The following is a 21,087-nucleotide window of genomic DNA, read 5'->3' as shown; positions in this document are numbered from 1 at the left end:
CTTCCATCGTCGGCATCATACGCTGAAATATAGCGCGCGACCGGTTCGTCAGCGTCGTCGTAAGTCAGCGGCAATCCGCTGGATTGAGTCGGTGCTGCGGGGCCCGGAATCGCGTCAGCGCCGCAGTCCCATACCGCTCCGCGGATCGTGGCAATACCGTGCGCGCCCGCCGCGCGCAATGCGCCCACGTCAGATGGTGCAATACCTCCGATGGCGATGACTGGAATGCGCACGGCGGCCACCACCTGAGCGATGAACTGGATTTGGGCTGGAGGGCGCCCCTCATGGCTCGGGGTTTCGAACACGGTCCCAGCGACGCACCACGCGGCACCTTCGGATTCGGACTTGCGGGCCTCGTCGACGCTGTGGATGCTGGCTCCGACTGGAATGTCGGGCGCGACAGTCAGAGCGTCAGAAATTCGAAGCGAATGTGCGGCGAGCTGAATACCCCGGGCGCCGACTGCGCGCGCAATGTCCACGCGATCGTTGACGATGAGCCAGCAGCCGGTGGCCGTCTGAACTTCCGCAAGTCTTGCTGCAATCCCGTGAAACGACCGTCCTGAAAGACGCGAACTTCGCAGGTGCAGCGCGCCACGAGTGCCGAGTGCGCGCATAATTTTTTCGGCGCGTTCAGAAAAACCGGGCAGGAGCAGTGATGTGCTGTCCGTTACGACGTGGATTACCGGAAAACCGGTCAGCATTGAAGGGGTGTCGCGAGCTTCAATTCCCGCAGCGATCTCCAACTGCAACGCCTCTGCCGCGCGACCACTGGGTGAAGCTCATTCTGCTTCTGCCCGCCGGCTGTACTTCTTCTATTCGAAGTGCGCCCGACCCGCAGGCAATGACCAGTCCATCGTCGGTTGAGAGAACCGTTCCCGGCGTGGATTGCTCCTGATCGCGCACACCCGGGTTGACAGAGCGAGGGCCAAACATCTTCACGTCGGTTTGATTGACGGAGGTAAACGCTCCGGGACGCGGATCGAAAGCCCGGATTACACGCGCGGCGTCCGAAGCGTGCATCGACCAGTCAATTCGGGCATCGTCACGCGTAACCTTACGGGCGTAGGTTGCCATCGCATCATCCTGCGGAGCGTCCTTCGCTTCTCCGATCGAGATGAGCGCCAGCGCCTCTATCATCGCCACAGCGCCGAGCTCGGCGAGCCGAAGCTGCAGCTCACCGTACGTTTCGTCGTCGAGCACCGGAACCGACGCCTGAAGGATCACCGGCCCGGCGTCGAGCGCCGGAACCATTCGCATGATCGTAATACCGGTTTCCGTGAATCCCTGGCGTATCGCTGCCTGAATCGGCGCCGCACCGCGCAGGGCCGGCAGCAACGATGCGTGAATATTCAGTGTTCCGAGCGCTGGAAGATCGATGACTTTCTGCGGCAGAATGTGCCCGTAAGCCACGACGACCGAGATATCCGGCTGCATCACGGACACCGTGTCGAGGAATTCCGAATCCTTCGGAGTTGCCGGCTGGAAACAGGGAATCCGTTCGTCGATGGCAATCTGCTTTACCGGCGGTGCCGTCAGAACACGCGACCTTCCCTGTGGCTTGTCCTCTCTCGTGACGACACCGATAACGTCGAAGCCTTCGCCGATCAGAGTTCGCAGCGGCACGGCCGCAAACTCGGGTGTCCCCCAGAAAAGGACCCGCACCTACAGCTCGCCCTCGCTGTGCTCCGGACCGCGGCGCTCCAGGACCACCCGGCGGATAAAGCCCGGGTAGTCATTCTTCAGGCGGTCCCATCTGGAGAGCGCCGAGCGGCGCTTGAGAACGCTCAGGTAGTCGAGGAAGAGCTTGCCGTCGAGGTGATCGACTTCGTGCTGAATGCAACGCGCGAGAAGTTCCGTCGCCTCGACTTCAATCTGCTGTCCGTTCTCGTCGAGTGCGCGAACAACCACGCGTGTCGCTCTGTCGACTTCGCCAAACACTTCCGGTATCGACAGACAGCCTTCCTCGCCGCGTGCGCTGCCCTCCCGCTCGATGATTTCGGGATTCACGAGCGCATAGCTGGCGCCATCGACATCCATGACCGCAACCCGCTCGCTTCTTCCCACCTGCGGCGCGGCGAGACCGATGCCCTCGGCGGCATGCATCGTGTCGAACATGTCGGAGATAAGCGCACGAGTGTCGTCGGTTACCTCGATAAGGGGCTCGGTGGACTGGCGCAGTACCGGATCACCCAGCACCCGAATGCCGAGTATCGTCACCCCTCGGCGGGTGCTCCGGCAGCGCGGATAACGCGCGCTATCCTTCCCCTTTCGATGACGAGACGCGACTCGCCCGACTTGATGGTGATGCGGTCTTCCGATGGCACACTCTTGCTACCCTCTGCGACCGTATCGCGAATGTGGATGACCTCACCGACAATGCCACCGGTGGTCGCTATCTCATCGCCTCGTTTTACCGCCCGGATCAGTGCTTCGTGCTGCTTGCGTTGTTTCTGCTGTGGCCGGATCAGAATGAAATAGAAGATCGCGAAGATGGCTCCATACATGAAGATGGGGCCGATCATGGTGTTGGATGGCAGTTGCAGGAGGAAGATGCTCGGGAAAAAATCAGTCATTGTGTTACCAGGTTATTCGCATGATAGCGGGCCAGCCATTCGGTGCTCCAGCTGTGCATGGTATCGCACGCGATTGCCGCCCTCGCGTCACGGGCGAGCGAGAGGAGGAAATGTACATTGTGCAGTGACAGCAGGCGGAGCCCGAGTATTTCGTCGCTGACGAACAGGTGGCGGATGTAGGCTCGCGAAAACCGGGTACACGCCGCGCACAGGCATGCTTCATCGAGAGGCCGCGGGTCGTTTCTGAACGCGCTGCGCTTGATGTTGAGCCGGCCGTCGGCGGTGAACGCGGAGCCGTTGCGGCCCATTCGGGTCGGTGCCACGCAATCGAAAAGGTCCACTCCTCGTCTGATACCTTCGATGAGATCGTCGGGGAATCCGACGCCCATGAGATAACGCGGGCGGTGAGCTGGCAGGACGTCATTCATGGCATCCAGCATCTCGTACATGGCCGGTTTTGCCTCTCCCACGGAAAGTCCTCCGATGCCGAAGCCGTGCCAGTCGTTCATTCCGATTATCGACATGGCGGCTTCGCGTCTGAGGACGGTGTGGATACCTCCCTGGACGATGGGGAATAATGTCTGTGACCCAGCTCGGCCATCGTCGAGGTTGTCGAGCTTTCCGAATTCCGCCAGGCAGCGCGCGAGCCAGCGGATGCTGCGTTCGCTCGCTTCCCGCGCCGGTGATTCGCCGGATTGTCCCGGGATGACATGGTCGAGCTGCATGACTACATCGGCGCCGAGGTTTCGCTCGATCTGCATGACACTCTCAGGCGTAAAGAACCGGCTGGATCCATCGATGTGACTCCGGAATTCCACGCCGTCTTCACTGACTTTGCGCAGGCCCGCCAGGGAGAAGACCTGAAATCCGCCCGAGTCCGTGAGAATCGGTCCGTTCCAGCACATGAATTGGTGAAGCCCGCCCATTTCGCGGACAAGTTCGTCGCCGGGGCGGAGGTGGAGGTGGTATGCGTTCGAGAGAATCATCGATGCTCCCATGGCGGTGAGATCCATGGGGTCCAATGCTTTTACGGTGGCAAGGGTTCCGACCGGCATGAAGGCCGGGGTCTCTACCGGGCCGTGCGGAGTAGTGAAGAGGCCTGCGCGGGCTGAGCCGGAGGTTGCCTGGATGGTGAAATCGAAGGGCACCGGCGGAATGTAGGAAGCATCCCACGGCGGGGGAACGGCGGGGAGGGTTCTGGCAGCCTGAGCGCGCGGAATGGAAACAGGAAAACTCATTTTTCGTAGTTCGGCCTCTGCGACCTCTAAAGAACCACCATCGCATCGCCGTAAGAGTAGAACCGGTACCCTTCGCGAATGGCAACGCGGTATGCTCGCATCGTGAGCTCGTAGCCGGCGAATGCCGCCACGAGCATCAGCAGCGTCGAACGAGGGAGATGAAAGTTCGTGATGAGCCGGTCCGTGGCGCGAAACGAGTACGGCGGCCGGATGAATATTCGCGTGTCGCCACTCCGCTCCGAGAAAGTGCCATCGGGCTGGACGGCACTCTCAAGTGTCCGCACCGATGTCGTCCCTACCGCCCAGATGGATCCCCCGCGCGCATGCGTGGCGTTAAGTGTCGCTGCGGCCGCCGCGGAAACCGCGAACGACTCCTCGTGCATCACATGCCCGGCGGGATCTTCGAGATCAATCGGCTTGAACGTCCCTGCTCCCACATGCAACACCAGATCGGCCCGCTCCACATTCTTCTCGTGCAGTTTCATCAGCAGTTCATTCGTGAAGTGGAGTCCAGCCGTCGGCGCTGCAACCGATCCGGATTCCGCGGCATACACCGTCTGGTACCTGGTTGAGTCCTGGGCGTCGTCCGGCCGCCGGATGTACGGCGGCAGCGGAACATGACCGTACTGCTCAATGGCGGCTTCGACAGGCAGCGGGGAGCGCAGGTGCACGATACGTGTCCCGCGGTCCGTCAACTCGATTATCTCGACCTTCAGTTCGGGGCCGACGTGAACGTGTCGCCCCGGCTTCAGTTTGCTGCCGGGGTTGACCATTGCCTCGTATCTGCCGGCTCCAAGGGACTTCAGCAGCAGGACCTCGGCAGGGGCACCCGAGTCGCGGGTGCCGATGAGGCGAGCGCGAATGACGCGCGTAGTGTTGAGCGCGAGGGTATCGCCGGGCTGAATGAGCGAGGCAACATCCCTGAAAGTGCCGTGCAGAATTTCTCCGGATTCACGGTGCACGATCATCAGGCGGCTCTCATCCCGGCGTGCGGCCGGTGCCTGCGCTATTCGATCGTCAGGGAGGTGGAAATCGTAGTCGCGAGTTCGCGAGCCGGTCGCACCGGGAATGTCCGGGATTTGAGTGATTGATCGGCTCTCACTCAGTCAATTACATCGCGGTGATCGCACCGTGTCACACTGTCCGCTTCGGGCAGATGCCTGATTCTCAAAACAGATTCGGCTGCGACGAGTCACCGGGCATCGTGAAGCCGAAGTGACGGTAAGCCTGCGCAGTAGCCATGCGCCCGCGCGGGGTGCGTTGCAGGAATCCATTCTGCACCAGGAATGGCTCGTACACTTCCTCGATCGTGTTCGCATCCTCGCCAACCGCCGCGGCGATCGTGCCGACTCCGACCGGCCCGCCATCGAATTTTTCGATGATCGTTTTCAGAATCCGGGTATCCATATCGTCGAGTCCGAATTGGTCAACGTCGAGCAGGCGCAACGCATCCTGGGCAACGGATCGCGTGATGTCTCCGCCGGATTTGACCTGCGCGTAATCGCGAATGCGCCGCAGCAGCCGATTCGCAACTCTCGGCGTCCCACGCGATCGGCAGGCGATCTCCTTGGCACCGCCGTCGTCGATTCTCACCTTCAGGACTTCCGCCGTTCGCCGCACGATCGTCTCGAGATCGCTTGCCGGATAGAAATTGAGTCGTTGCTCGATGCCGAACCGCGCCCGCATCGGCGGCGTCAGCAGGCCGAGGCGCGTTGTTGCACCAACGAGCGTGAACCGTTCTATCGGCATCGTAATCGTCTGCGCCTTGGGCCCCTCGGAGAGCCGGATGTCGATTCGGTAATCCTCCATCGCGGGATAGAGGAATTCCTCGATGATCGGGCGCAGGCGGTGAATCTCGTCGATGAACAGGATGTCGCCCTCCCGCAAATTAGTGAGGGTCCCAACGAGATCACCCGGCTTTTCGAGCGCGGGCCCCGACGTGTTTCGAACGTTGACCCCCATCTCTCGGGCAATGAGCTCAGCGAGGGTGGTTTTGCCGAGTCCGGCGGGGCCGAAAAATAGCGTATGGTCGAGTGGCTCGCGGCGGCTGATGGCGGCATCGATGTAGATGCGCATGCTTTCCTTCACCTTCGGCTGGCCGATGAACTCAGAGAGCCGCTGCGGGCGGAGCGATAGCTCAGCGGGTGAGTCTTCGGGCAGCTCGTCGGGGGTCGTGATTTCCGGGCGGGTCATGTCCGTGGCAAGTCTATGGCGAGGCGTGATGCCGACACTACCAAATATATCCCGAAGCAGGGAAACCATATTGGCTGAAGTCCGAATGGCCACGCAGGCACGGAAGCACGAAGAAAGAATTTCCTGTGCAAGAACCGGCTCCGTTATCGGCTCCGTTCTCGATGAGTTGACGCAGCAGTGAGTTTCCTCCATATTGGAGGAATAAGGGAGGAGACTATGGCAACGCTCAACGTCAAGAACCTGCCCGATTCGCTGTACCGCCACCTCAAAGCTCGCGCGAAGGCACGCAGGCGATCCGTCGCGCAGGAAGTGACCGACATTCTCGCTCACGCCCTGAGCGAGCCGGAGCCGTTATCAATCCTGCAGTTGAAGGGACTCGGAAAAAACGCCTGGGGCGGAATCGACGCAGCCGCCTACGTCAATGCTGAACGGGATGAATGGAGCCTCTGAACGTCGGCAGCGGATCTGTTGGGCTCGATACGTCCATTTTCATCTACTACATCGAGGCGCATCGAAAGTACCTGCCGTTGGTCGAACCGATATTCGAAGCGGCGGACGCAGGTGGCATCACCATTGTCACTTCGGCTGTAACGCTACTCGAGTTGCTCGTGATGCCCTATCGCAACGACGACGCTCCGCTCGCCACGAAATATGAACAGCTGCTGACGCGAAGCCGGGGGGTTCGGCTGGTCGCGCTCGATCACTCACAATTGCGCGCCGCAGCGTATCTGCGCGCGTCGCACGGTCTGCGAACGATGGACGCTATCCAGCTTTCGGCGGCGCTTGCGTCGGGATGTTCAACGTTCGTGACTAATGACCTGAAGTTGCCAAAGATCCCGGGGCTCAAAGTTGTCCAGTTGCAAGATCTGATTTGAGTCGTGGCGGGCCCGAGTCCGTCATTCGCGTTTGAGCTGCACGCGGCCGTCAGACGAAGGCCAGGATTGGTTCATCGAGGATGTTGCTGACGTCCGCGATGCTGTCGTAAGGCGAGACGAGGATTGGCTGGGTGACTTTGGATGTCATCGGAGGCGCGCGCGAACAGCCGCCTCGATGCGCTCGGCGATAGCAAAGGCACGGCGCGCCTGGGCTTCAGTAACTGTGACCGGTGGTTCGATATCCCCGGAGATCGGCGCGGCCGCACCCTGCGAGCCCCTCATGTGTTCGTCCGCGTGTCTCAACCAGCCTCCGAGCGAGCGTGGCGGCTTGCGGGCTCCTTCCCGGACCATGTTCGGAGCAGCCCCGGCCCTCATTGCCGGCAAATCCTCCAGCGCAAAAAGCAGGATTCCTTCCCGTACGACATCCCAGTCGACCGTTCCAGGATCATCCTTCTTTCGCTCGAATCCGTCCGGCGACCGAACGTGGACCTGAACCTCGGTGCGCGGAAAATCACGAAGCCACATCATGCCCTGAGTCAGCGCAATGTCCGGTGGCAGGGCATCGACCTCGATGAGAAAATCATAATCGCTGTCGGCGTGAGCATCAGCGCGCGCGCGGCTGCCGAAGAGATAGATCCTCCTCGGACTGAACTTCGAGATGAGCCGCTCGACTATTTCGTCGACGAGGCCGCGCGCACCGGGCGGTGCCTGGATCAACCAGGTCAATCGGGTAGACCGACGAGTGCGCGAAGACACCGCCACCGACGATCCTGTTGATGGGACACTTCAGCCTGAAGAGGAACAGGTCTCCTGGCGCAAGACGGTTGAATGCGCTCCCGCCACCGGGCTGCCAGAAATTGACCTCATCGAGTTTCGGAACGCTCTGTAGGAACCGGAACCAGCTATGGTCTGTTGGATAAACGTACACATTCATCTGAATTCAAGGTCGATATTATAGGTCGACGAATCGGACGATTCCCTGGCCGTTGAGGGTCGTAAGGTGACTGGGCTGGACTCGCGTAAAAGAGAAGCGGTGAAGTGGAGTGAACAGGGCAGCAAAGGTTACGCTCCCGTCTGACATCGTGCTACCCTGACGAGGTTGCTGATCGGCCTCGTCGGGCTCAAGCCCCCGCTGAGCGTGTCCGAACAACGTGCATCCCGTGAAGCAAATTGCCAGGCTGACCCCTCCTCCGCGGACGGGCGGGGCCGGCGTCAGCTTGATACATGACACCGGAAATGATATCATCAAAGCTTAACTCGAATCAGCGGCGCACACTTGACGCGGTGTTCAGACAGCCGGTGCCTCAAGGTGTCAGGTGGTCCGACGTCGAATCACTTGTCGCGGCGCTGGGCGGAAGTCTGTCAGAGCGAAAGGGCTCGAGGGTGGCGCTGAGCCTGAACGGGAAGCGAGCGGTCTTTCACCGGCCGCACCCATCGCCGCTTACAGACCGGAATGCATTGAGGAACATGAGAGAATTCCTCGAGCGCGCCGGGATCAAACCATGAAACCTTCTGGAGCTGCCACGATGGCAACCATCGAATACAAAGGCTACGTGGGCCGAATCGAAGTGGATGAGGAGAACGACGGGTTCCATGGCACCGTCATCAACATCTCGGACGTCGTGAACTTCAAGGGGACCTCGATGAGGGAGCTCAGACGTGAATTCGCAAAATCGATCCAGGAATACTTCGTGTTTTGCCGGGAACAGGGAGAGTCTCCCGAACAGCCTTTCTCGGGAAGATTCGTGCTTCGCGTCGACCCGGCAATCCATCGCGCGATCACGCGTGCTGCCGAACGTGCGGGAATGAGTATCAATAAGTGGGCGGCGCAACAGCTGGAGCGGGCGGCTCTGCCTTGATCCGCAAAAAGGCCCCTGCGCTCAACGGCCGAACTCGTCATTTCTCCGCGCGGTGCCGTGGCCATACAAGACGAAATTTGCAGCAAATGATCCGTATCGACATTGAGAGGTAGCAAAATATGTCCTACTTTAGGTGGTATGAAAACCACCATAACCGGCAAAACCCTGGCTGAGGTTGGCCGGCTACTGGCCCGCCGAGAAAAAAAGGAGAAGACCTCCGTAAGCCTGTCGGGCGAAATAATCCGGGCAGCCGACGCAGTGGCGGGCAAGACCCAACGCTCGGCGCTCATTGAGCGAGCGCTCCGTGCGTACTTGCGGCGGCTCGTAAATCGGTCGCGCAACGAGCGGGACCTCGAAGCCATCAACGCTTCGGCCAAAGTCACAAATCGCGAGTCCGACCGCGTATTGGAGCTGCAGGCCTGGCCGGAATGAGCGTTAGGCGAGGCGAGCTCTACCTGGTCTCCCCGCCAGCAGGGGATGATCCCAGGCGCTCGCGACCAGTCGTCATTGTCAGCCGCCAGACTCTTTGCGACTCCAAAGCCGACAAAGTCGTTTGCGCGCCGGTAAATACCAACAACGACGGACGCTCTACCGAAGTCGCCATTGGTATAGCCGAGGGGCTGAAGCACGCTTCCGTTATCAATTGCGACCAGCTCGTGCTGGTCCAAAAGTCAGCCCTTACGAACTACCTTGGATCCCTGTCCGTCAAAAAAGCCGCAGCCCTCAACGCCGCGTTGAGAATCGCACTCGGACTATAAGCTGGAACTCTGTATCTACACCCGCGCCGCCATCCCCACCAACCGCTCCGCCGCCCGTACCAGTGTCTCGAGCTTCTTACAAAACGCAAACCGCGTCACGTTCTCGCCGAGCTTCGGCTCGTGATAAAAGCTCGTCCCCGGCACTGTCGCAACACCAATCTCCTTCGCCAGCCACATCGCGAAGTCAATACCGCGGAGATCGCTCAGATCGGTGAAGTCGGCAAGTATGTAGTACGCGCCCTCAGGTGCTGAGAACTTGAACCCGGCGTCATTCAGCGCCCCGACCATCAGGTCGCGGCGCTCCCGGTATTCGAGCGCAATATGGTTGTAATAATCAGCATCGAATGCCATCCCGATCGCTCCCGCGGCCTGCAGTGGCGCAGGAGCACCCACGGTAAGAAAATCATGAACCTTGCGGATCGGCGAGGTGAACTCAAACGGAGCGATGGCATAGCCGAGCCTCCACCCCGTACAGCAGAAGGTCTTCGACAGACCCGATATCGTCACCGTTCGGTCGCGCATTCCCGGCCACGTCGCAAGGCAATGATGGCCCCCCGCGTAGCGGATGTGTTCGTAGATCTCGTCGGTGATTGCGATAGCGTCATGCCGCTGGCAGAGACTGGCAATGAGTGACATCTCATCGCGGGTGAACACCCTGCCAGTGGGGTTGTGCGGCGTGTTGACGACGATTGCGCGAGTCCTGTCAGAGAAAGCGGCGCGCAGCCTCTCGGGATCGAGCTTCCAATCCAGACCTTCGAGCGGGACGAACACGGGCTTCGCTCCGGCGAGGATCGCATCGGGACCGTAATTCTCGTAGAACGGCTCGAAGATGATCACCTCATCGCCCGGATTGATGAGTGCCAGAAACACTGCCGCCATCGCCTCGGTTGCCCCGCACGTCACGGTGATCTCGCGCTCGGCATCGAGGTCCATGTCGTACCAGCGCCGGTATTTTTCGGCGATTGCGAGCCGGAGCGCGGGCGTGCCCCACGTTATCGCGTACTGGTTGATGTCACCGTGAATTGCTGCGCACGCCGCATCCTTCATCGGCGCCGGCATCGGAAAATCGGGGAACCCCTGAGCGAGGTTTATTGCGCCGTACTGATTCGCAACGCGGGTCATCTCGCGAATCACGGATTCCGAGAACGTTGAAGCGCGATGCGCGGTGGCTGATGGCATAAGAGAATATTGAAGGTCTGTGGGGCTGAGCGGCTAGGGCTATCTGCTTCCCAGGTTGGCCAGCGCCGCCCTGATCAGCTCTGCCGCACCGAGCCCGCTTCCACCCGCATCGAGCGCCGCGCGAACGGCGCGCTCGGCATCGGCGCTCGAGTACCCGAGCGATACAAGCGCGCGCAACGTGTCCTCCGATGCGCCACCGTCCGGCCTAGTTATACCCGCATCTGCTTCGCCACCGATCGAGTCGAGCTTGTCACTGAGATCGAGTATGAGCCGCTCGGCTTTCTTGCGGCCGACCCGCGGAACACCCTGCAGCGTAGGGATGTCCTTCTCCTGAATCGCACGCACGAGGCGTTGCGGCGACAACGCCGACATCAGGCCGAGTGCGAGCGATGGCCCGACGCCGTTGGCGGTGAGCAGCTTCTGGAACAGCCGCCGCTCATAGAGCGACGCGAATCCGAAGAGCAGCCACAAATCCTCTTTCACCACAAGCGATGTGTGAAGCGAAACGGGCTCGCCCTGCCGCGGCAGAGTCTCGAAAACGCCAAGCGGAATCTGCAGCTCGTAAGCAGTGCCTCCAGCAGTCATGACTTCGACTCTGTCGATGTCCTTTGTCATGAGAGTGCCTGCGACATGCGAGATCATTGACGCAGGGCCATGGCTTCCGCTTCGCGCCGGATGGCCGGGACGGACGCCGTCATCACGTAGGTCAGCGCGGCCGCGACACCGTCCGCGGCATCGGCCGGCTGAGGAGCGGTCTTCAGACGCAGCAGCCTTGCAACCATGAACTGAACCTGCTCCTTGCTCGCCGCCCCGGTACCCACCACGGCCTTCTTGATTGCAGCCGGAGGATACTCCGCGATATCCAGCCGTGACTGGGATGCGGCGAGCAGGATGACGCCGCGTGCGTGTCCCAGCACGATGGTCGTCCGAACGTTCCGGGCGTAGAAGACGTCCTCGATTGCCAGTGCCTCGGGGCGGTGGCGACTTATCAGCTCCACGATGCCGGAATAGATCTCCTCCAGGCGCTGCGGAAGAGGGTCCCTCGAGCGAGTGCGGATGACTCCACACTCGATCAGTCGCGGAGGAGACATGCGCTCCCCGCTGACCACTCCGTAGCCGGTGATCGCGGTACCCGGGTCGACGCCGATTACGATCATGCCGTGACCCCGGGGGCCTGCATGCTCACTGCGGCTCTTCCATCTCCACGTCGCAGTTGGCGGCCACTTTCTGCACGTCGTCCAGATCTTCGAGCTCTTCAAGCAGCTTTACGAGGGACTCTGCGGCCTTTCCCTCCACCTTCACGAGATTCTTCGGCACCGATGCAACCTCTGCATCCGTGACCTCGTAACCCCGCTGTGCGAGCGCGCTCTTCACCGAGTGAAGATTGTTGGGGTCAGTCGTTACCTCGAACTGGTCGCCCTCAGCCCTGAAGTCTTCGGCACCGCAGTCGAGTGCTGCCTCGAGCGCGGCATCCTCGCCGTGCTTCGCGGCATCGATGTACAACAAACCCTTCCGTTCGAACATCCACGAAACCGAATTCGCTGCGCCGAGGTTACCGCCGGCTCGCGACAGCTTGTGTCGCACTTCCGCAACAGTACGGTTGGGATTATCGGTAAGTGAAAAAATGAGGATCGCCACGCCGCCGGGGCCGTAGCCTTCGTAGGTGATTTCGCTGTATTCCACGCCCTCGAGATCGCCCGTCCCCTTCTTGACCGCCCGCTCGATGTTTTCCTTGGGCATCGACGCGGCTTTCGCGATATCGATGGCAGTCCGGAGGCGCGGATTGCCCGCTGGATCGCCCCCACCCAGCTTCGCCGCCATCGTGATTTCGCGGATCAGTTTTGTGAAATGAGCGCCGCGCTTAGCATCGGTCGCTGCTTTGTAATGCTTGATCTGCTTCCACTTGCTGTGACCGGCCATTTTTCCTGAGAGACGGAGTGGTCAGTAATATAGGACTGCGGGGACGGCGTTAACCACAGATGACACAGATGGGCACAGATGACTGCAGCGGTGGGGACTGCAACGGCGGGACTGCAACGGTGGTGACTGCAACGGCGGGACTGCAACGGTGGTGACTGCAACGGTGGGGCTGCCACGGGCGTCGAATGGCTGCGTTTGTAGTTGCAGTTAACCCTTTTTTTATTTTTGGACAACGGACGCGCACGTTCGTCGTCGGTGCGGATGCTGCGCCCTTCATCTGTGTCATCTGTGCCCATCTGTGCCATCTGTGGTAACCGCCCTGCACCCCAAAGTCTCACCGCGCCGTGATCATCTCAACCTGAAACTCGCTCGAATCGTGAGCCAGCTCATCCACCAGCTCCCGCATCTCGGCAAATGCGGCCTCGTCGAGTTGTGGCGCGGCTTGCATCAGCAGCTGGGCAAGGCATTGCGCGACGGCAACACCGTTTGCGGATCCCGATGCGTCGATGGTCGCACCGGTGGCGAGGCGGATCTGCCCGGGAACCGACATTGATGCAAGCCAGGCCCTTGCTGCCAACGCACGTGACTTGAGCACCGCCGGCGCCAAAGCGGCATCGGAGCAGAGACCGGCCCCCGTTCTGCACGCGACGAAGCACGCCATGATCACCTCGCGGTTTCCACCGAGAGGGGTACGTCCTGCCTGCAGCGCCAGCGCGCGGAACCGGAAGCGGGCTGATGCAAGGGCGTACGGTGGCTGGTTACCGGTCACGCCCGCAATCTAGGCATTGCAGAGGCACCCGGCTACATTCTGCACACCAATGGCACAAGTCCCCAAATCCATTCTATGGGTTGACGACGAAGGCGAGCTCCTCGAGTCTCACCGCATCTTTCTTCGGTCCAAGGGCTATGAAGTCGAATGGGCCAGCAACGCCGACGATGCCGTCGAGATGCTGCGCCGGCGCTCGTTCGACATCATGCTTCTCGACGAGCAGATGCCCGGCAAGCGCGGCCTCGAGGCATACCGGGATTTCCGCGAGATCGCGCCGAATCTGCCGGTAGTGATGGTCACCAAGAGCGAAGAGGACACGACGCTCAAGGAGGCAATCGGCGCCAATATTCGCGATTATCTGGTGAAGCCGATCAATCCGCGCCAGGTGCTGAGCATCGTGACGCAGATTCTTGAAGGTCCGCGAATCAGGCAGCAGGCAATTGCGCGTCGCTTTGTCGAGAGATTCCGCGCCATCGAGCTGGAGCGCGACAAAAACCTCGACTGGCGGGGGTGGATCGATCGCTTCGACGAGTTGATGCGGTGGGATGTAGACCTTGCCTCGGCGGGCGAGACTGGCCTGTATGATTCGCTGCGCGGTTTGTATCCGGCCATGCATCGCGAATTCGCGGTGTACATGAAGACAGAGTACCCGGCGTGGCTCAAGAATCTCGAAGGCGACCGGCCCCCGCTCTCGATCGATGTGGTGAGTGAGTTCCTCCTCCCGATTCTTCAACGCGACCGGGCAGCCGTCTTCGTGGTTGTTGACTGCCTGCGGCTCGATCAGTGGCGGGTGCTCGAGCCTCTTCTCGCGCCCTTTTTCGATGTGGAAACGACGCATTATTTCGCGGTGCTGCCGACGGCGACGCCCTATTCGCGGAACTCGTTGTTCAGCGGGCTTTTTCCGGGGGAAATCGCCGCCCGGCTTCCGGACTGGTGGGGCAACGCCGACCGTGAAGACGAATCGCTGAACGCGCACGAGCGCGAATTGCTCGTAGCTCACCTCGCAGATATCACCGGCGGCCCCACTCCCGTTCGCTATCAGAAAATCTCCACCGCCGCCAACTCGGACGAGCTCGAGCGCCACCTCGGCACTGCTATCGGCAATGAAGGAGTAAGCGCTTTCGTCTTCAATTTTGTCGATCTGCTCACTCACGGGCGGAGTGAATCCCAGATCCTCTATGAAGTGGCGCGTGATGAGATCGCCCTCCGTCAGATCACCAGGCAGTGGTTTCAGAGATCTGCTCTTTTCAGCGTTCTCAAGGAAGCGTCGCGTCGCAAAATTTCCGTGTTGCTCACCACCGACCACGGATCGATTCACTGCAACTCCCCGGCGACGGTTTTTGCGAAGCGGGACGCGACCGCGAATCTGCGTTACAAGTTCGGGGAAGATCTGCGGGCGGAAAGGCCGGATCAGGCGCTGCTGTTCACCTGCGAGGACGACTTGCGACTTCCGCGTCGTGGGGCCGGTGGCAATACGCTCCTCGCTACCAACGACTGCTTTTTCGTCTATCCGACCAAGCTGCGCGAGTACCAGAGCCGCTATCGGGGGTCGTTCCTCCATGGCGGAGTGTCACCCGAGGAAGTGATTCTCCCGCTCGCGCTGCTGACTCCCCGGACTTAGGTGTCGCTTTACGGGCGGCTGCTGCCATTCGTCCGTCCTCACGGGTGGCGGATGGCCGGCGCGATCGCCGGCAACATCGGCGCTGCGGTGCTCGACGCATTCTCGCTCGCGCTGCTGATCCCGTTCCTCAACACGCTGTTCGATCAGCCGCCAATCGGCGTGGGTGGCGGCGGACTTTCTGCCCTGCTCCGATCCACAGTCGGCGTTCTGCTCGACCCGGCAGATCGTATGGGATCCCTTAGAAATGTGATCCTGATCGTGCTGGGCGTGGTGCTCCTCAAGAATCTTCTCGTCTGGGTGAGCGGCCAGCTTGGAGCAAGCCTTCAGGAATTCGTGACGCGGGATCTTCGCAATGCGCTTTACCGTCATATCGCGCATTTGCCGCTGAGTTACTTCCAGCGCACGAAAACGGGGCAGATCCTCTCCCGCGTCATTACCGATACGGCCGAGACGCGGCTGGTTCTCACGCAGCTGGTAACGTCATCGCTTCAGAATGGCGCACTTGTTCTGAGCTACGTCGTCTTCCTCTTCCTCATATCGTGGCGGATGACACTGATGGCGCTCATCGTGGTGCCACTCCTGGGAGCCGTTCTCCAGCCAATCCTCCGAAAACTGCGAAAGGGCAACCGGCGTCGCGGCAATCAGCACGGTGAGATGACGAGCGTCGTGCAGGAAACGGTAAGCGGCATCCGCCTCGTGAAGTCGTCGGGCGCAGAGAGGCATGAGCAGCAAAGGTTCAGCGAGGCAAGCAACCGTTACGCGGCAAGTACTGTGCGGCTTACCCGGCTGTCGTTTCTCGCATCGCCGGTGACCGAAATCGTGGGGACGACGATCGCGGTACTTGTCCTCTGGTACGGCGCGCGGCAGGTACTCGTGGAGCGGTCGATGTCGGGGGGTGACCTCATCGCGTTTCTGCTTTACGCGCTTCGCCTGTTGCAGCCGCTGAAACAGCTGTCGCAGATGCCCACCACTGCACAATCGTCGCTCGCCGCCGCGGAGCGGCTGTTCGAGATACTCGACTCTCCATCGGAGGAGCAGACCGATACCGGCACGCGCAATACGGCATCGTTCGAGCGTGAAATCAGATTCGACGACGTCACGTTTGCCTACGATGACAAGCCAGTGTTGTCCGGCATCAGTTTCACCGCCGGAAAAGGCGATATCATAGCGCTCGTTGGGCCCAGTGGAGCGGGCAAGTCAACACTTGTTGATCTCCTGCCGCGTTTTTATGAAGTGACATCCGGCCGAATTCTCATCGACGGGGTCGACGTGCGGGACATACGCCTTCCCGCGCTCCGTTCACTTACGGGAATTGTCAGCCAGGACACTGTTCTGTTCAACGACACTGTGCGTGGCAATATTGCCTACGGGGCCAGCGCGACTTATGCAGCGGATCAGATCGAAGCCGCGGCACGCGCGGCGAACGCGCACGAGTTCATTGTCGGCCTTCCGGACGGTTACGACACGCTGCTGGGCGAGAGAGGCACCCGGCTTTCCGGCGGCCAGCGGCAGCGTCTGGCGATTGCGCGGGCCTTGCTCAGTGATCCGCCAATCCTCATTCTGGACGAGGCAACATCGGCTCTCGATACTGAATCCGAGCGCCTGGTTCAGGAAGCACTGGATAGATTGTTGCGCGGGAGGACGGTGCTTGTAATCGCGCACCGGCTCTCAACGATCGTGCACGCGGGCCAGATTCTGGTTCTTGAACGCGGTGAGATCGTCGAGCGCGGCACACACGCAGAGCTTCTTGCGGCGCCGGGCGCATATCATCGTCTCTATTCGATGCAGTTCGGGACTACAGCCAGGGTGAATGACTCCATGATTTCGTCGGTGGTATAAGTGCGCATTCTCTTCATGCATTGTGCCCGGGAATGGTCAGGCACGGCCCGCGCGTTCGCGATCGCGGCGCGCGGACTAGCCGCGCGCGGTTACAACGTGACTTTCCTCGCTGAGCCCGACAGCGTCGTCGAGCAATCAGCATCGCGCATTGCATCGGTTGCATCACGCCTCGGCGGCGATGACCCGGTGGCGCTCAAGGATGTCGCTCCATTCGACGTCGTGCAATTTTCCTGCGACGGGTTGTGGCTTGGCGCGGCGTTTCGGCTGCGTCGTACGTTCAGACGGTGGGACACCGATGTGGTGTTCGTGCACACTGAACGGGAGCACTTGATAGCGGCAACGGCGTGCTGGCTGGGCCGCAGCGGTACAATCGTCCGGCGCACCCCGGCAAGCTGCCCTCTGATGATGCGCGGTGAGGGAAAGCTCGGGTCATGGCTCAGGAAAACCACGTACCTCTTCTCGAGCGAAGGTGACGCGCGTCTCGCCTCATTGCCACGTCGGGCAGCCAAGCCAACTATCGCCCTCCTTGGCGTCGACGTATCACGCTATCCGAACCGTACGACTTCGCCGGCGCCATCGATTGGTGAACCCGCCGGACTGCGTTACATCATCTGTGTCTATGACCCGACTTCCCGCGGCAGGGCAGCCACGGCAATCCGCACAGTGTCGATGCTTTCCCCCCGGCATCCGTATCTGCGACTGATAATCTTTGGAGCGGGCTCGGATAGCGAAGATCTCCGGATGCAGGCGGCCGCTCTTGGAGTGATGGACCTTGTGAGTTTTCTCGGTGAGCGCGACGACCATCTGACGCTCATGCGCGACGCTGAGCTCGGGTGGGTTGTCGCTGAAGCGGACACGGCAGCCTACGGTATACTCGACCTGATGGCGCTTGGTATACCCGTCATCGCCGCCGAGGGTGGGATTGCCGACACTTACGTGGCCAATCTGATCAGCGGCGCGCTCGTGCCGCCGGAGGATGCGGCAACCACGGCGGCCACCGTCGTGACGCTCCTCACCAGCGACGATCAACGCCTGGGAATGGGAGCGGCGGCGCGAGCCCGGGTGGGGCGCGAGTTTCCCGAAACGGCAATGATCGACGGGTTCGAGAGCGCCATCAGTTCTGCGAGCGGGCGCTCTCGGAAAAAGGGGTGACAGAGGGACGCCCTGCGACAGCAAGGCGGATACTCCTCATCGGCAGCGACAATCCATGGCGCATGGAAAGTGCGGTCGAACGTGCATTTCAACGCGCCGGTCACACCACACTTCTGATCGACGACAGGCGCACGAAACGCGTCGTCGGCCGCCGCCTTACGCAGCGATTGGCGCTCAGACATGCGAAACGCTTTAAACCGGATTTCGTTTTCCTCTCCAAGTGTCTTGCTCTGGATCCGGAAACGGTCGGAGCGATAATCAACGGCGTGCAGAACGTGATGTGGTACCACGATCCGCAGTGGTACCGCGATCTGGACCGAATGGACGTCGCGCACATCGCCACCATTGGCCGCCTGGCGACAACTTTTTTTGTCACTGGATTTGACGATGAGTGGCGGGCAAACGGTCTGCCGGCACTCTACCTTCCGGCGGCGGGGGACAGTCGCATCGGCGCCGAACCAATGGATCGCAGGTTTGCGTCGGACGTTGCTTTTATCGGCACCGGATATGATCCCGAACGTGGACGGTTGCTGCTCGCCGTCGCGCGCAAGCACGACGTTCGCGTGTGGGGTCTGGGCTGGGATGCATGGAAGGAGCCGCTCCGGTGGGAAGGACGCCCCGTAGAGGGTCGGGATTTTGCGCGCGTCTGCTCGAGCGCATCGATCATGCTCGGTATCAACCCCGCCCGTGCCGCGGGTGGAACAACGTACACTTCGGATCGTACGTGGATGGTAATGCTTGCCGGGGCATTTTATCTGGGACAGAAGACGCCTGGCGTGGCCGCCATGCTGAAGGATGGTGAGCACTGCGCGTGGTATGACGGTGACGAGTCGTGCATCGAGAAATGCACATGGTATCTCGCGCATCCGGACGAGCGGATTCGAATCAGGACCGAAGGCGAGCAGTTTGTCAGGGCCCATCACACATATGATCAGCGAATCGCGAATCTGCTGGAGAATCGCGCGTTCGTGAATCCGCTGGCGGCTCGTTGAAGCATCTTTTCGTCACCCAGGACTACGGCCCGGATCTCGGTGGCATGGCCCGGCGGCACGTGGAGCTATGCCGTCGGTTTTCCGACCAGGAAAACACAATGGCGGTTTCGACGGTGGCAAACCGGGGCTCCGAGGTTTTTGATGCGCGCGAGCCCTGCGAGATCCATCGCCAGTCTTTTTCCTTCAGAGATGCAAAACGGTTTACCAACCAGATACGGTGGTCGCGGTGGCTGAATCGGTACTGCCGCAACCGCGTCGGCGTCATTCACTGCGGCAATATCAGGCCGGTGGGCTACGCCGTTCAGGGGACGCACCGCCGACTCGGCATTCCGTATCTGGTCTATGTAAACGGTGGTGACCTGCTGCGCGAGCTGAAGAAGGTCAAGGCAAGCAGACTCAAGCGAGCGGGCGCGGCGCGAATCCTCGGTCAGGCGTCCGGAATCGTTGCAACATCCAGATGGGTTGGCGAGCTCACGGGCGAGGTGATGGCAGCCGCCGGGATAAAGGAGATGCCACCCGTCGTCGCTCTGGATCTGGGAACGGACCCCGCTGTGTTCAACCCCTCACGCAACTCGGGCAAGCTTCGCGCGCGCTGGAGAGTGGGCGATGCTCCGCTCATCGTCACCGTCGCCCGGCTGGTTCCGCACAAGGGTCAGGACGTAGGGATTCGTGCATTGTCTGCGTTGCGGTCCGAATTTCCCGAGTTGCGGTATGTCATTGTTGGTGAGGGAGAGGCCGAGGGCGGCCTGCGCGACCTCGCGCGCGAGCTGGCGGTATCGGACAGGGTGATTTTCGCGGGAGCAATGCGCGATGACGAGCTGCCCGAAGCGTATGCCACATCCAGTGTTTATCTGGGCGCTTCGCGCGTTGACAAGGGCATCAATGCCGAGGGTTTCGGTATATCGTTTCTCGAAGCGTCGGCGTCGGGATTACCCGTCGTCGCGGGTGACTCGGGGGGAGTACGGTCCGCCGTGCGCGACGGAGAGACGGGAGTGGTCGTTCCGCCAACCGACGTCGAGGCCATGACGAATGCACTCGGACGCTATTTGCGCGACGAGTCGCTGCGCCGGCTCACGGGGGCTGCCGGGCGGAAGGCGGTGGAGAGACACTACAACTGGGACCGCGTCGCCCGGGACACCCGCGAGTTCACGCGGTCGGTGGTCAAGCCCCCCGTGGCCGAGTGAAGGCAACTCTGTCTCACCGCGCAGAGTATTTCGCTCTGCGAGCATTGATCCGGGCGGTCGGAACGATGAGCTGGGAAAGCGCCTGCGGAGTGGGAGCAAGGCTGGGTGCGATGGGTTACCGGCCCTTCGGAATTCGCAGGCACGTGGCCGAGCGGCAGATCGCTGCCGCCTTTCCCGAGAAATCCGCGGACGATGTACAGCGGCTCGCGCGATCGTCGTTCGAGCATCTCGGGCGTTCGACAATCGAGACCGCTTTACTCCCGTCCCTTGGAGAACGAGGTGTGCTCGAGCTGGTCGATCAGGTAGATGGATGGGAGCACATGCAATCGGCTGTCACCGCTGGAGCCGGAGTGGTCATCGTCGCCGGTCATCACGGCAACTGGGAACTACTCGGGGCGTGGCTCGCGGCGCGAGGCGTTCCAATCGACGTGATCGTCCGGGGAATGTCCAACAAACTGTTCGACGCGTATCTCAATGAGACGCGTCGAAAGCTTGGCATGACCGTAGTGCGTGACTCCGAGGCAGTCAAAAGGACGCCAAGGTCATTGCGTGCGGGGCGCGCGGTCGCATTTGTCGCCGATCAGGGTGTACTCGGACTGGCGTCGACCTTCGTCACATTCTTTGGGCGACCGGCAAAGACGCCCCGGGGCGCGGCGGTATTCGCCTTGCGTTTCAAGGCTCCTGTATTGTTTGTTGATGCACTCCGGCTGCCGAGCGGAAAATATCGGATCATCATCGAGCCCATTGCAGCCGAGACGACGGGCGACAGGGAGAAGGATGTCGATGCAATCGTGACCCGGTTCACGGAAGTTCTCGAGGGCTGGGTGAGGCAGGTGCCTGAGCAATATTTCTGGCAGCACAGGCGCTGGCGGCGACAACCGGCGGACACTCCTGCCGAACTGAGAGACCCAACGCTTGATGACTGATGACAACGG

General features: G+C 61.0%; 26 protein-coding genes. 13 read left to right on the top strand and 13 right to left on the bottom strand.

The window, feature by feature from the left end:
* From WKF55_15060 to ruvB, 7 genes are all read right to left on the bottom strand, one after another.
* Positions 1 to 743, bottom strand: a 743-nt coding sequence (locus tag WKF55_15060) for a thiamine phosphate synthase (GenBank protein ID MEJ7760899.1), incomplete at its 3' end; no start/stop codon positions are given.
* Entirely contained in the window at positions 721 to 1,662 is a 942-nt protein-coding gene (gene fmt / locus WKF55_15055) for a methionyl-tRNA formyltransferase (GenBank protein MEJ7760898.1), read from the bottom strand. The genes fmt and WKF55_15060, both read right to left, overlap by 23 nt.
* Positions 1,663 to 2,217 (bottom strand): peptide deformylase, encoded by a 555-nt coding sequence (def, locus tag WKF55_15050; protein MEJ7760897.1) that lies wholly within the window; start codon positions 2,215 to 2,217, stop codon positions 1,663 to 1,665.
* Positions 2,214 to 2,573, bottom strand: coding sequence for a preprotein translocase subunit YajC (gene yajC / locus WKF55_15045; GenBank protein ID MEJ7760896.1), 360 nt, complete (start codon positions 2,571 to 2,573; stop codon positions 2,214 to 2,216). Before yajC ends, def begins: the two co-directional genes overlap by 4 nt.
* Positions 2,570 to 3,811, bottom strand: a complete 1,242-nt coding sequence (gene tgt / locus WKF55_15040; GenBank protein MEJ7760895.1) for a tRNA guanosine(34) transglycosylase Tgt — start codon at positions 3,809 to 3,811, stop codon at positions 2,570 to 2,572. Before tgt ends, yajC begins: the two co-directional genes overlap by 4 nt.
* A 26-nt stretch (positions 3,812 to 3,837) precedes the next feature.
* Complete coding sequence (gene queA / locus WKF55_15035; GenBank protein MEJ7760894.1) at positions 3,838 to 4,881, bottom strand: tRNA preQ1(34) S-adenosylmethionine ribosyltransferase-isomerase QueA; 1,044 nt, start codon at positions 4,879 to 4,881, stop codon at positions 3,838 to 3,840.
* Between the two features lie 97 nt (positions 4,882 to 4,978).
* Positions 4,979 to 6,004, bottom strand: coding sequence for a Holliday junction branch migration DNA helicase RuvB (ruvB, locus tag WKF55_15030; protein MEJ7760893.1), 1,026 nt, complete (start codon positions 6,002 to 6,004; stop codon positions 4,979 to 4,981).
* A gap of 216 nt (positions 6,005 to 6,220) precedes the next feature.
* Between ruvB and WKF55_15025 the strand changes: the two genes are divergently transcribed.
* Positions 6,221 to 6,454, top strand: a complete 234-nt coding sequence (locus WKF55_15025) for a hypothetical protein (protein MEJ7760892.1) — start codon at positions 6,221 to 6,223, stop codon at positions 6,452 to 6,454.
* The gene (locus WKF55_15020) at positions 6,442 to 6,879 is read left to right on the top strand and encodes a type II toxin-antitoxin system VapC family toxin (protein MEJ7760891.1); all 438 of its coding nucleotides are present in this window, start codon (positions 6,442 to 6,444) and stop codon (positions 6,877 to 6,879) included. Before WKF55_15025 ends, WKF55_15020 begins: the two co-directional genes overlap by 13 nt.
* A 144-nt stretch (positions 6,880 to 7,023) precedes the next feature.
* On the opposite strand, the gene WKF55_15015 is transcribed toward WKF55_15020, so the two are convergent.
* Positions 7,024 to 7,605 carry a nucleotidyltransferase domain-containing protein gene (locus WKF55_15015; protein MEJ7760890.1) on the bottom strand — a complete coding sequence of 194 codons (582 nt, stop codon included), beginning with the start codon at positions 7,603 to 7,605 and terminating at the stop codon, positions 7,024 to 7,026.
* Between the two features lie 16 nt (positions 7,606 to 7,621).
* On the opposite strand from WKF55_15015, the gene WKF55_15010 reads away from it, so the two are divergent.
* The 5 genes from WKF55_15010 to WKF55_14990 all read left to right on the top strand — a co-directional run bounded on the left by WKF55_15010 (position 7,622) and on the right by WKF55_14990 (position 9,496).
* Positions 7,622 to 7,768, top strand: a complete 147-nt coding sequence (locus tag WKF55_15010) for a hypothetical protein (protein MEJ7760889.1) — start codon at positions 7,622 to 7,624, stop codon at positions 7,766 to 7,768.
* A gap of 347 nt (positions 7,769 to 8,115) precedes the next feature.
* Positions 8,116 to 8,385: a type II toxin-antitoxin system HicA family toxin gene (locus WKF55_15005; protein ID MEJ7760888.1), complete on the top strand. Its 270-nt coding sequence runs from the start codon at positions 8,116 to 8,118 to the stop codon at positions 8,383 to 8,385.
* A gap of 20 nt (positions 8,386 to 8,405) precedes the next feature.
* Positions 8,406 to 8,738, top strand: a complete 333-nt coding sequence (locus tag WKF55_15000; GenBank protein MEJ7760887.1) for a type II toxin-antitoxin system HicB family antitoxin — start codon at positions 8,406 to 8,408, stop codon at positions 8,736 to 8,738.
* Positions 8,739 to 8,876: 138 nt separating this feature from the next.
* A complete protein-coding gene (locus WKF55_14995) occupies positions 8,877 to 9,170 on the top strand; it encodes a hypothetical protein (GenBank protein ID MEJ7760886.1) in 294 nt (97 codons plus the stop codon).
* The gene (locus WKF55_14990) at positions 9,167 to 9,496 is read left to right on the top strand and encodes a type II toxin-antitoxin system PemK/MazF family toxin (GenBank protein ID MEJ7760885.1); all 330 of its coding nucleotides are present in this window, start codon (positions 9,167 to 9,169) and stop codon (positions 9,494 to 9,496) included. Before WKF55_14995 ends, WKF55_14990 begins: the two co-directional genes overlap by 4 nt.
* Before the next feature lie 15 nt (positions 9,497 to 9,511).
* Here the strand turns inward: WKF55_14990 and WKF55_14985 are convergent, their stop codons facing one another.
* The 5 genes from WKF55_14985 to WKF55_14965 all read right to left on the bottom strand — a co-directional run bounded on the left by WKF55_14985 (position 9,512) and on the right by WKF55_14965 (position 13,364).
* Positions 9,512 to 10,675 (bottom strand): aminotransferase class I/II-fold pyridoxal phosphate-dependent enzyme, encoded by a 1,164-nt coding sequence (locus WKF55_14985; GenBank protein ID MEJ7760884.1) that lies wholly within the window; start codon positions 10,673 to 10,675, stop codon positions 9,512 to 9,514.
* 39 nt (positions 10,676 to 10,714) lie between these two features.
* Positions 10,715 to 11,317, bottom strand: coding sequence for a Holliday junction branch migration protein RuvA (ruvA, locus tag WKF55_14980; GenBank protein ID MEJ7760883.1), 603 nt, complete (start codon positions 11,315 to 11,317; stop codon positions 10,715 to 10,717).
* Positions 11,314 to 11,832 (bottom strand): crossover junction endodeoxyribonuclease RuvC, encoded by a 519-nt coding sequence (gene ruvC / locus WKF55_14975; protein ID MEJ7760882.1) that lies wholly within the window; start codon positions 11,830 to 11,832, stop codon positions 11,314 to 11,316. The genes ruvA and ruvC overlap by 4 nt, the downstream gene beginning before the upstream one ends.
* A 25-nt stretch (positions 11,833 to 11,857) precedes the next feature.
* Positions 11,858 to 12,595, bottom strand: coding sequence for a YebC/PmpR family DNA-binding transcriptional regulator (locus WKF55_14970; GenBank protein MEJ7760881.1), 738 nt, complete (start codon positions 12,593 to 12,595; stop codon positions 11,858 to 11,860).
* 334 nt (positions 12,596 to 12,929) lie between these two features.
* Complete coding sequence (locus WKF55_14965; GenBank protein MEJ7760880.1) at positions 12,930 to 13,364, bottom strand: hypothetical protein; 435 nt, start codon at positions 13,362 to 13,364, stop codon at positions 12,930 to 12,932.
* 49 nt (positions 13,365 to 13,413) lie between these two features.
* On the opposite strand from WKF55_14965, the gene WKF55_14960 reads away from it, so the two are divergent.
* The 6 genes from WKF55_14960 to WKF55_14935 are packed head-to-tail and all read left to right on the top strand — an operon-like array spanning position 13,414 to position 21,078.
* Positions 13,414 to 14,985, top strand: coding sequence for a response regulator (locus tag WKF55_14960; protein ID MEJ7760879.1), 1,572 nt, complete (start codon positions 13,414 to 13,416; stop codon positions 14,983 to 14,985).
* The gene (locus tag WKF55_14955; protein MEJ7760878.1) at positions 14,986 to 16,824 is read left to right on the top strand and encodes an ABC transporter transmembrane domain-containing protein; all 1,839 of its coding nucleotides are present in this window, start codon (positions 14,986 to 14,988) and stop codon (positions 16,822 to 16,824) included. It abuts the gene before it with no gap.
* Positions 16,825 to 17,976 (top strand): glycosyltransferase, encoded by a 1,152-nt coding sequence (locus tag WKF55_14950; protein MEJ7760877.1) that lies wholly within the window; start codon positions 16,825 to 16,827, stop codon positions 17,974 to 17,976. It abuts the gene before it with no gap.
* Entirely contained in the window at positions 17,973 to 18,968 is a 996-nt protein-coding gene (locus WKF55_14945; protein ID MEJ7760876.1) for a glycosyltransferase, read from the top strand. The genes WKF55_14950 and WKF55_14945 overlap by 4 nt, the downstream gene beginning before the upstream one ends.
* Positions 18,965 to 20,152 (top strand): glycosyltransferase family 4 protein, encoded by a 1,188-nt coding sequence (locus WKF55_14940; GenBank protein MEJ7760875.1) that lies wholly within the window; start codon positions 18,965 to 18,967, stop codon positions 20,150 to 20,152. Before WKF55_14945 ends, WKF55_14940 begins: the two co-directional genes overlap by 4 nt.
* Complete coding sequence (locus WKF55_14935) at positions 20,149 to 21,078, top strand: lysophospholipid acyltransferase family protein (protein MEJ7760874.1); 930 nt, start codon at positions 20,149 to 20,151, stop codon at positions 21,076 to 21,078. Before WKF55_14940 ends, WKF55_14935 begins: the two co-directional genes overlap by 4 nt.
* The last annotated feature ends 9 nt before the right edge of the window (positions 21,079 to 21,087 follow it).

The sequence above is a fragment of the Gemmatimonadaceae bacterium genome (genome assembly GCA_037721215.1).
GTDB lineage: Bacteria > Gemmatimonadota > Gemmatimonadetes > Gemmatimonadales > Gemmatimonadaceae > UBA4720.
The sequence above is the reverse complement of the archived record's forward strand: the minus strand, read 5'-3'. Positions and strand labels throughout refer to the sequence as shown.

Coding starts and splice junctions, on each gene's coding strand:
- WKF55_14985 (MEJ7760884.1), bottom strand. CDS start 10,675: ATGCCATCAGCCACCGCGCATCGCGCTTCAACGTTCTCGGAATCCGTG.
- WKF55_15025 (MEJ7760892.1), top strand. CDS start 6,221: ATGGCAACGCTCAACGTCAAGAACCTGCCCGATTCGCTGTACCGCCAC.
- WKF55_14960 (MEJ7760879.1), top strand. CDS start 13,414: ATGGCACAAGTCCCCAAATCCATTCTATGGGTTGACGACGAAGGCGAG.
- ruvA (MEJ7760883.1), bottom strand. CDS start 11,317: ATGATCTCGCATGTCGCAGGCACTCTCATGACAAAGGACATCGACAGA.
- tgt (MEJ7760895.1), bottom strand. CDS start 3,811: ATGAGTTTTCCTGTTTCCATTCCGCGCGCTCAGGCTGCCAGAACCCTC.
- WKF55_14990 (MEJ7760885.1), top strand. CDS start 9,167: ATGAGCGTTAGGCGAGGCGAGCTCTACCTGGTCTCCCCGCCAGCAGGG.
- WKF55_15000 (MEJ7760887.1), top strand. CDS start 8,406: ATGGCAACCATCGAATACAAAGGCTACGTGGGCCGAATCGAAGTGGAT.
- WKF55_14995 (MEJ7760886.1), top strand. CDS start 8,877: ATGAAAACCACCATAACCGGCAAAACCCTGGCTGAGGTTGGCCGGCTA.
- WKF55_15020 (MEJ7760891.1), top strand. CDS start 6,442: ATGGAGCCTCTGAACGTCGGCAGCGGATCTGTTGGGCTCGATACGTCC.
- WKF55_15005 (MEJ7760888.1), top strand. CDS start 8,116: ATGATATCATCAAAGCTTAACTCGAATCAGCGGCGCACACTTGACGCG.
- ruvB (MEJ7760893.1), bottom strand. CDS start 6,004: ATGACCCGCCCGGAAATCACGACCCCCGACGAGCTGCCCGAAGACTCA.
- yajC (MEJ7760896.1), bottom strand. CDS start 2,573: ATGACTGATTTTTTCCCGAGCATCTTCCTCCTGCAACTGCCATCCAAC.
- WKF55_14970 (MEJ7760881.1), bottom strand. CDS start 12,595: ATGGCCGGTCACAGCAAGTGGAAGCAGATCAAGCATTACAAAGCAGCG.
- ruvC (MEJ7760882.1), bottom strand. CDS start 11,832: ATGATCGTAATCGGCGTCGACCCGGGTACCGCGATCACCGGCTACGGA.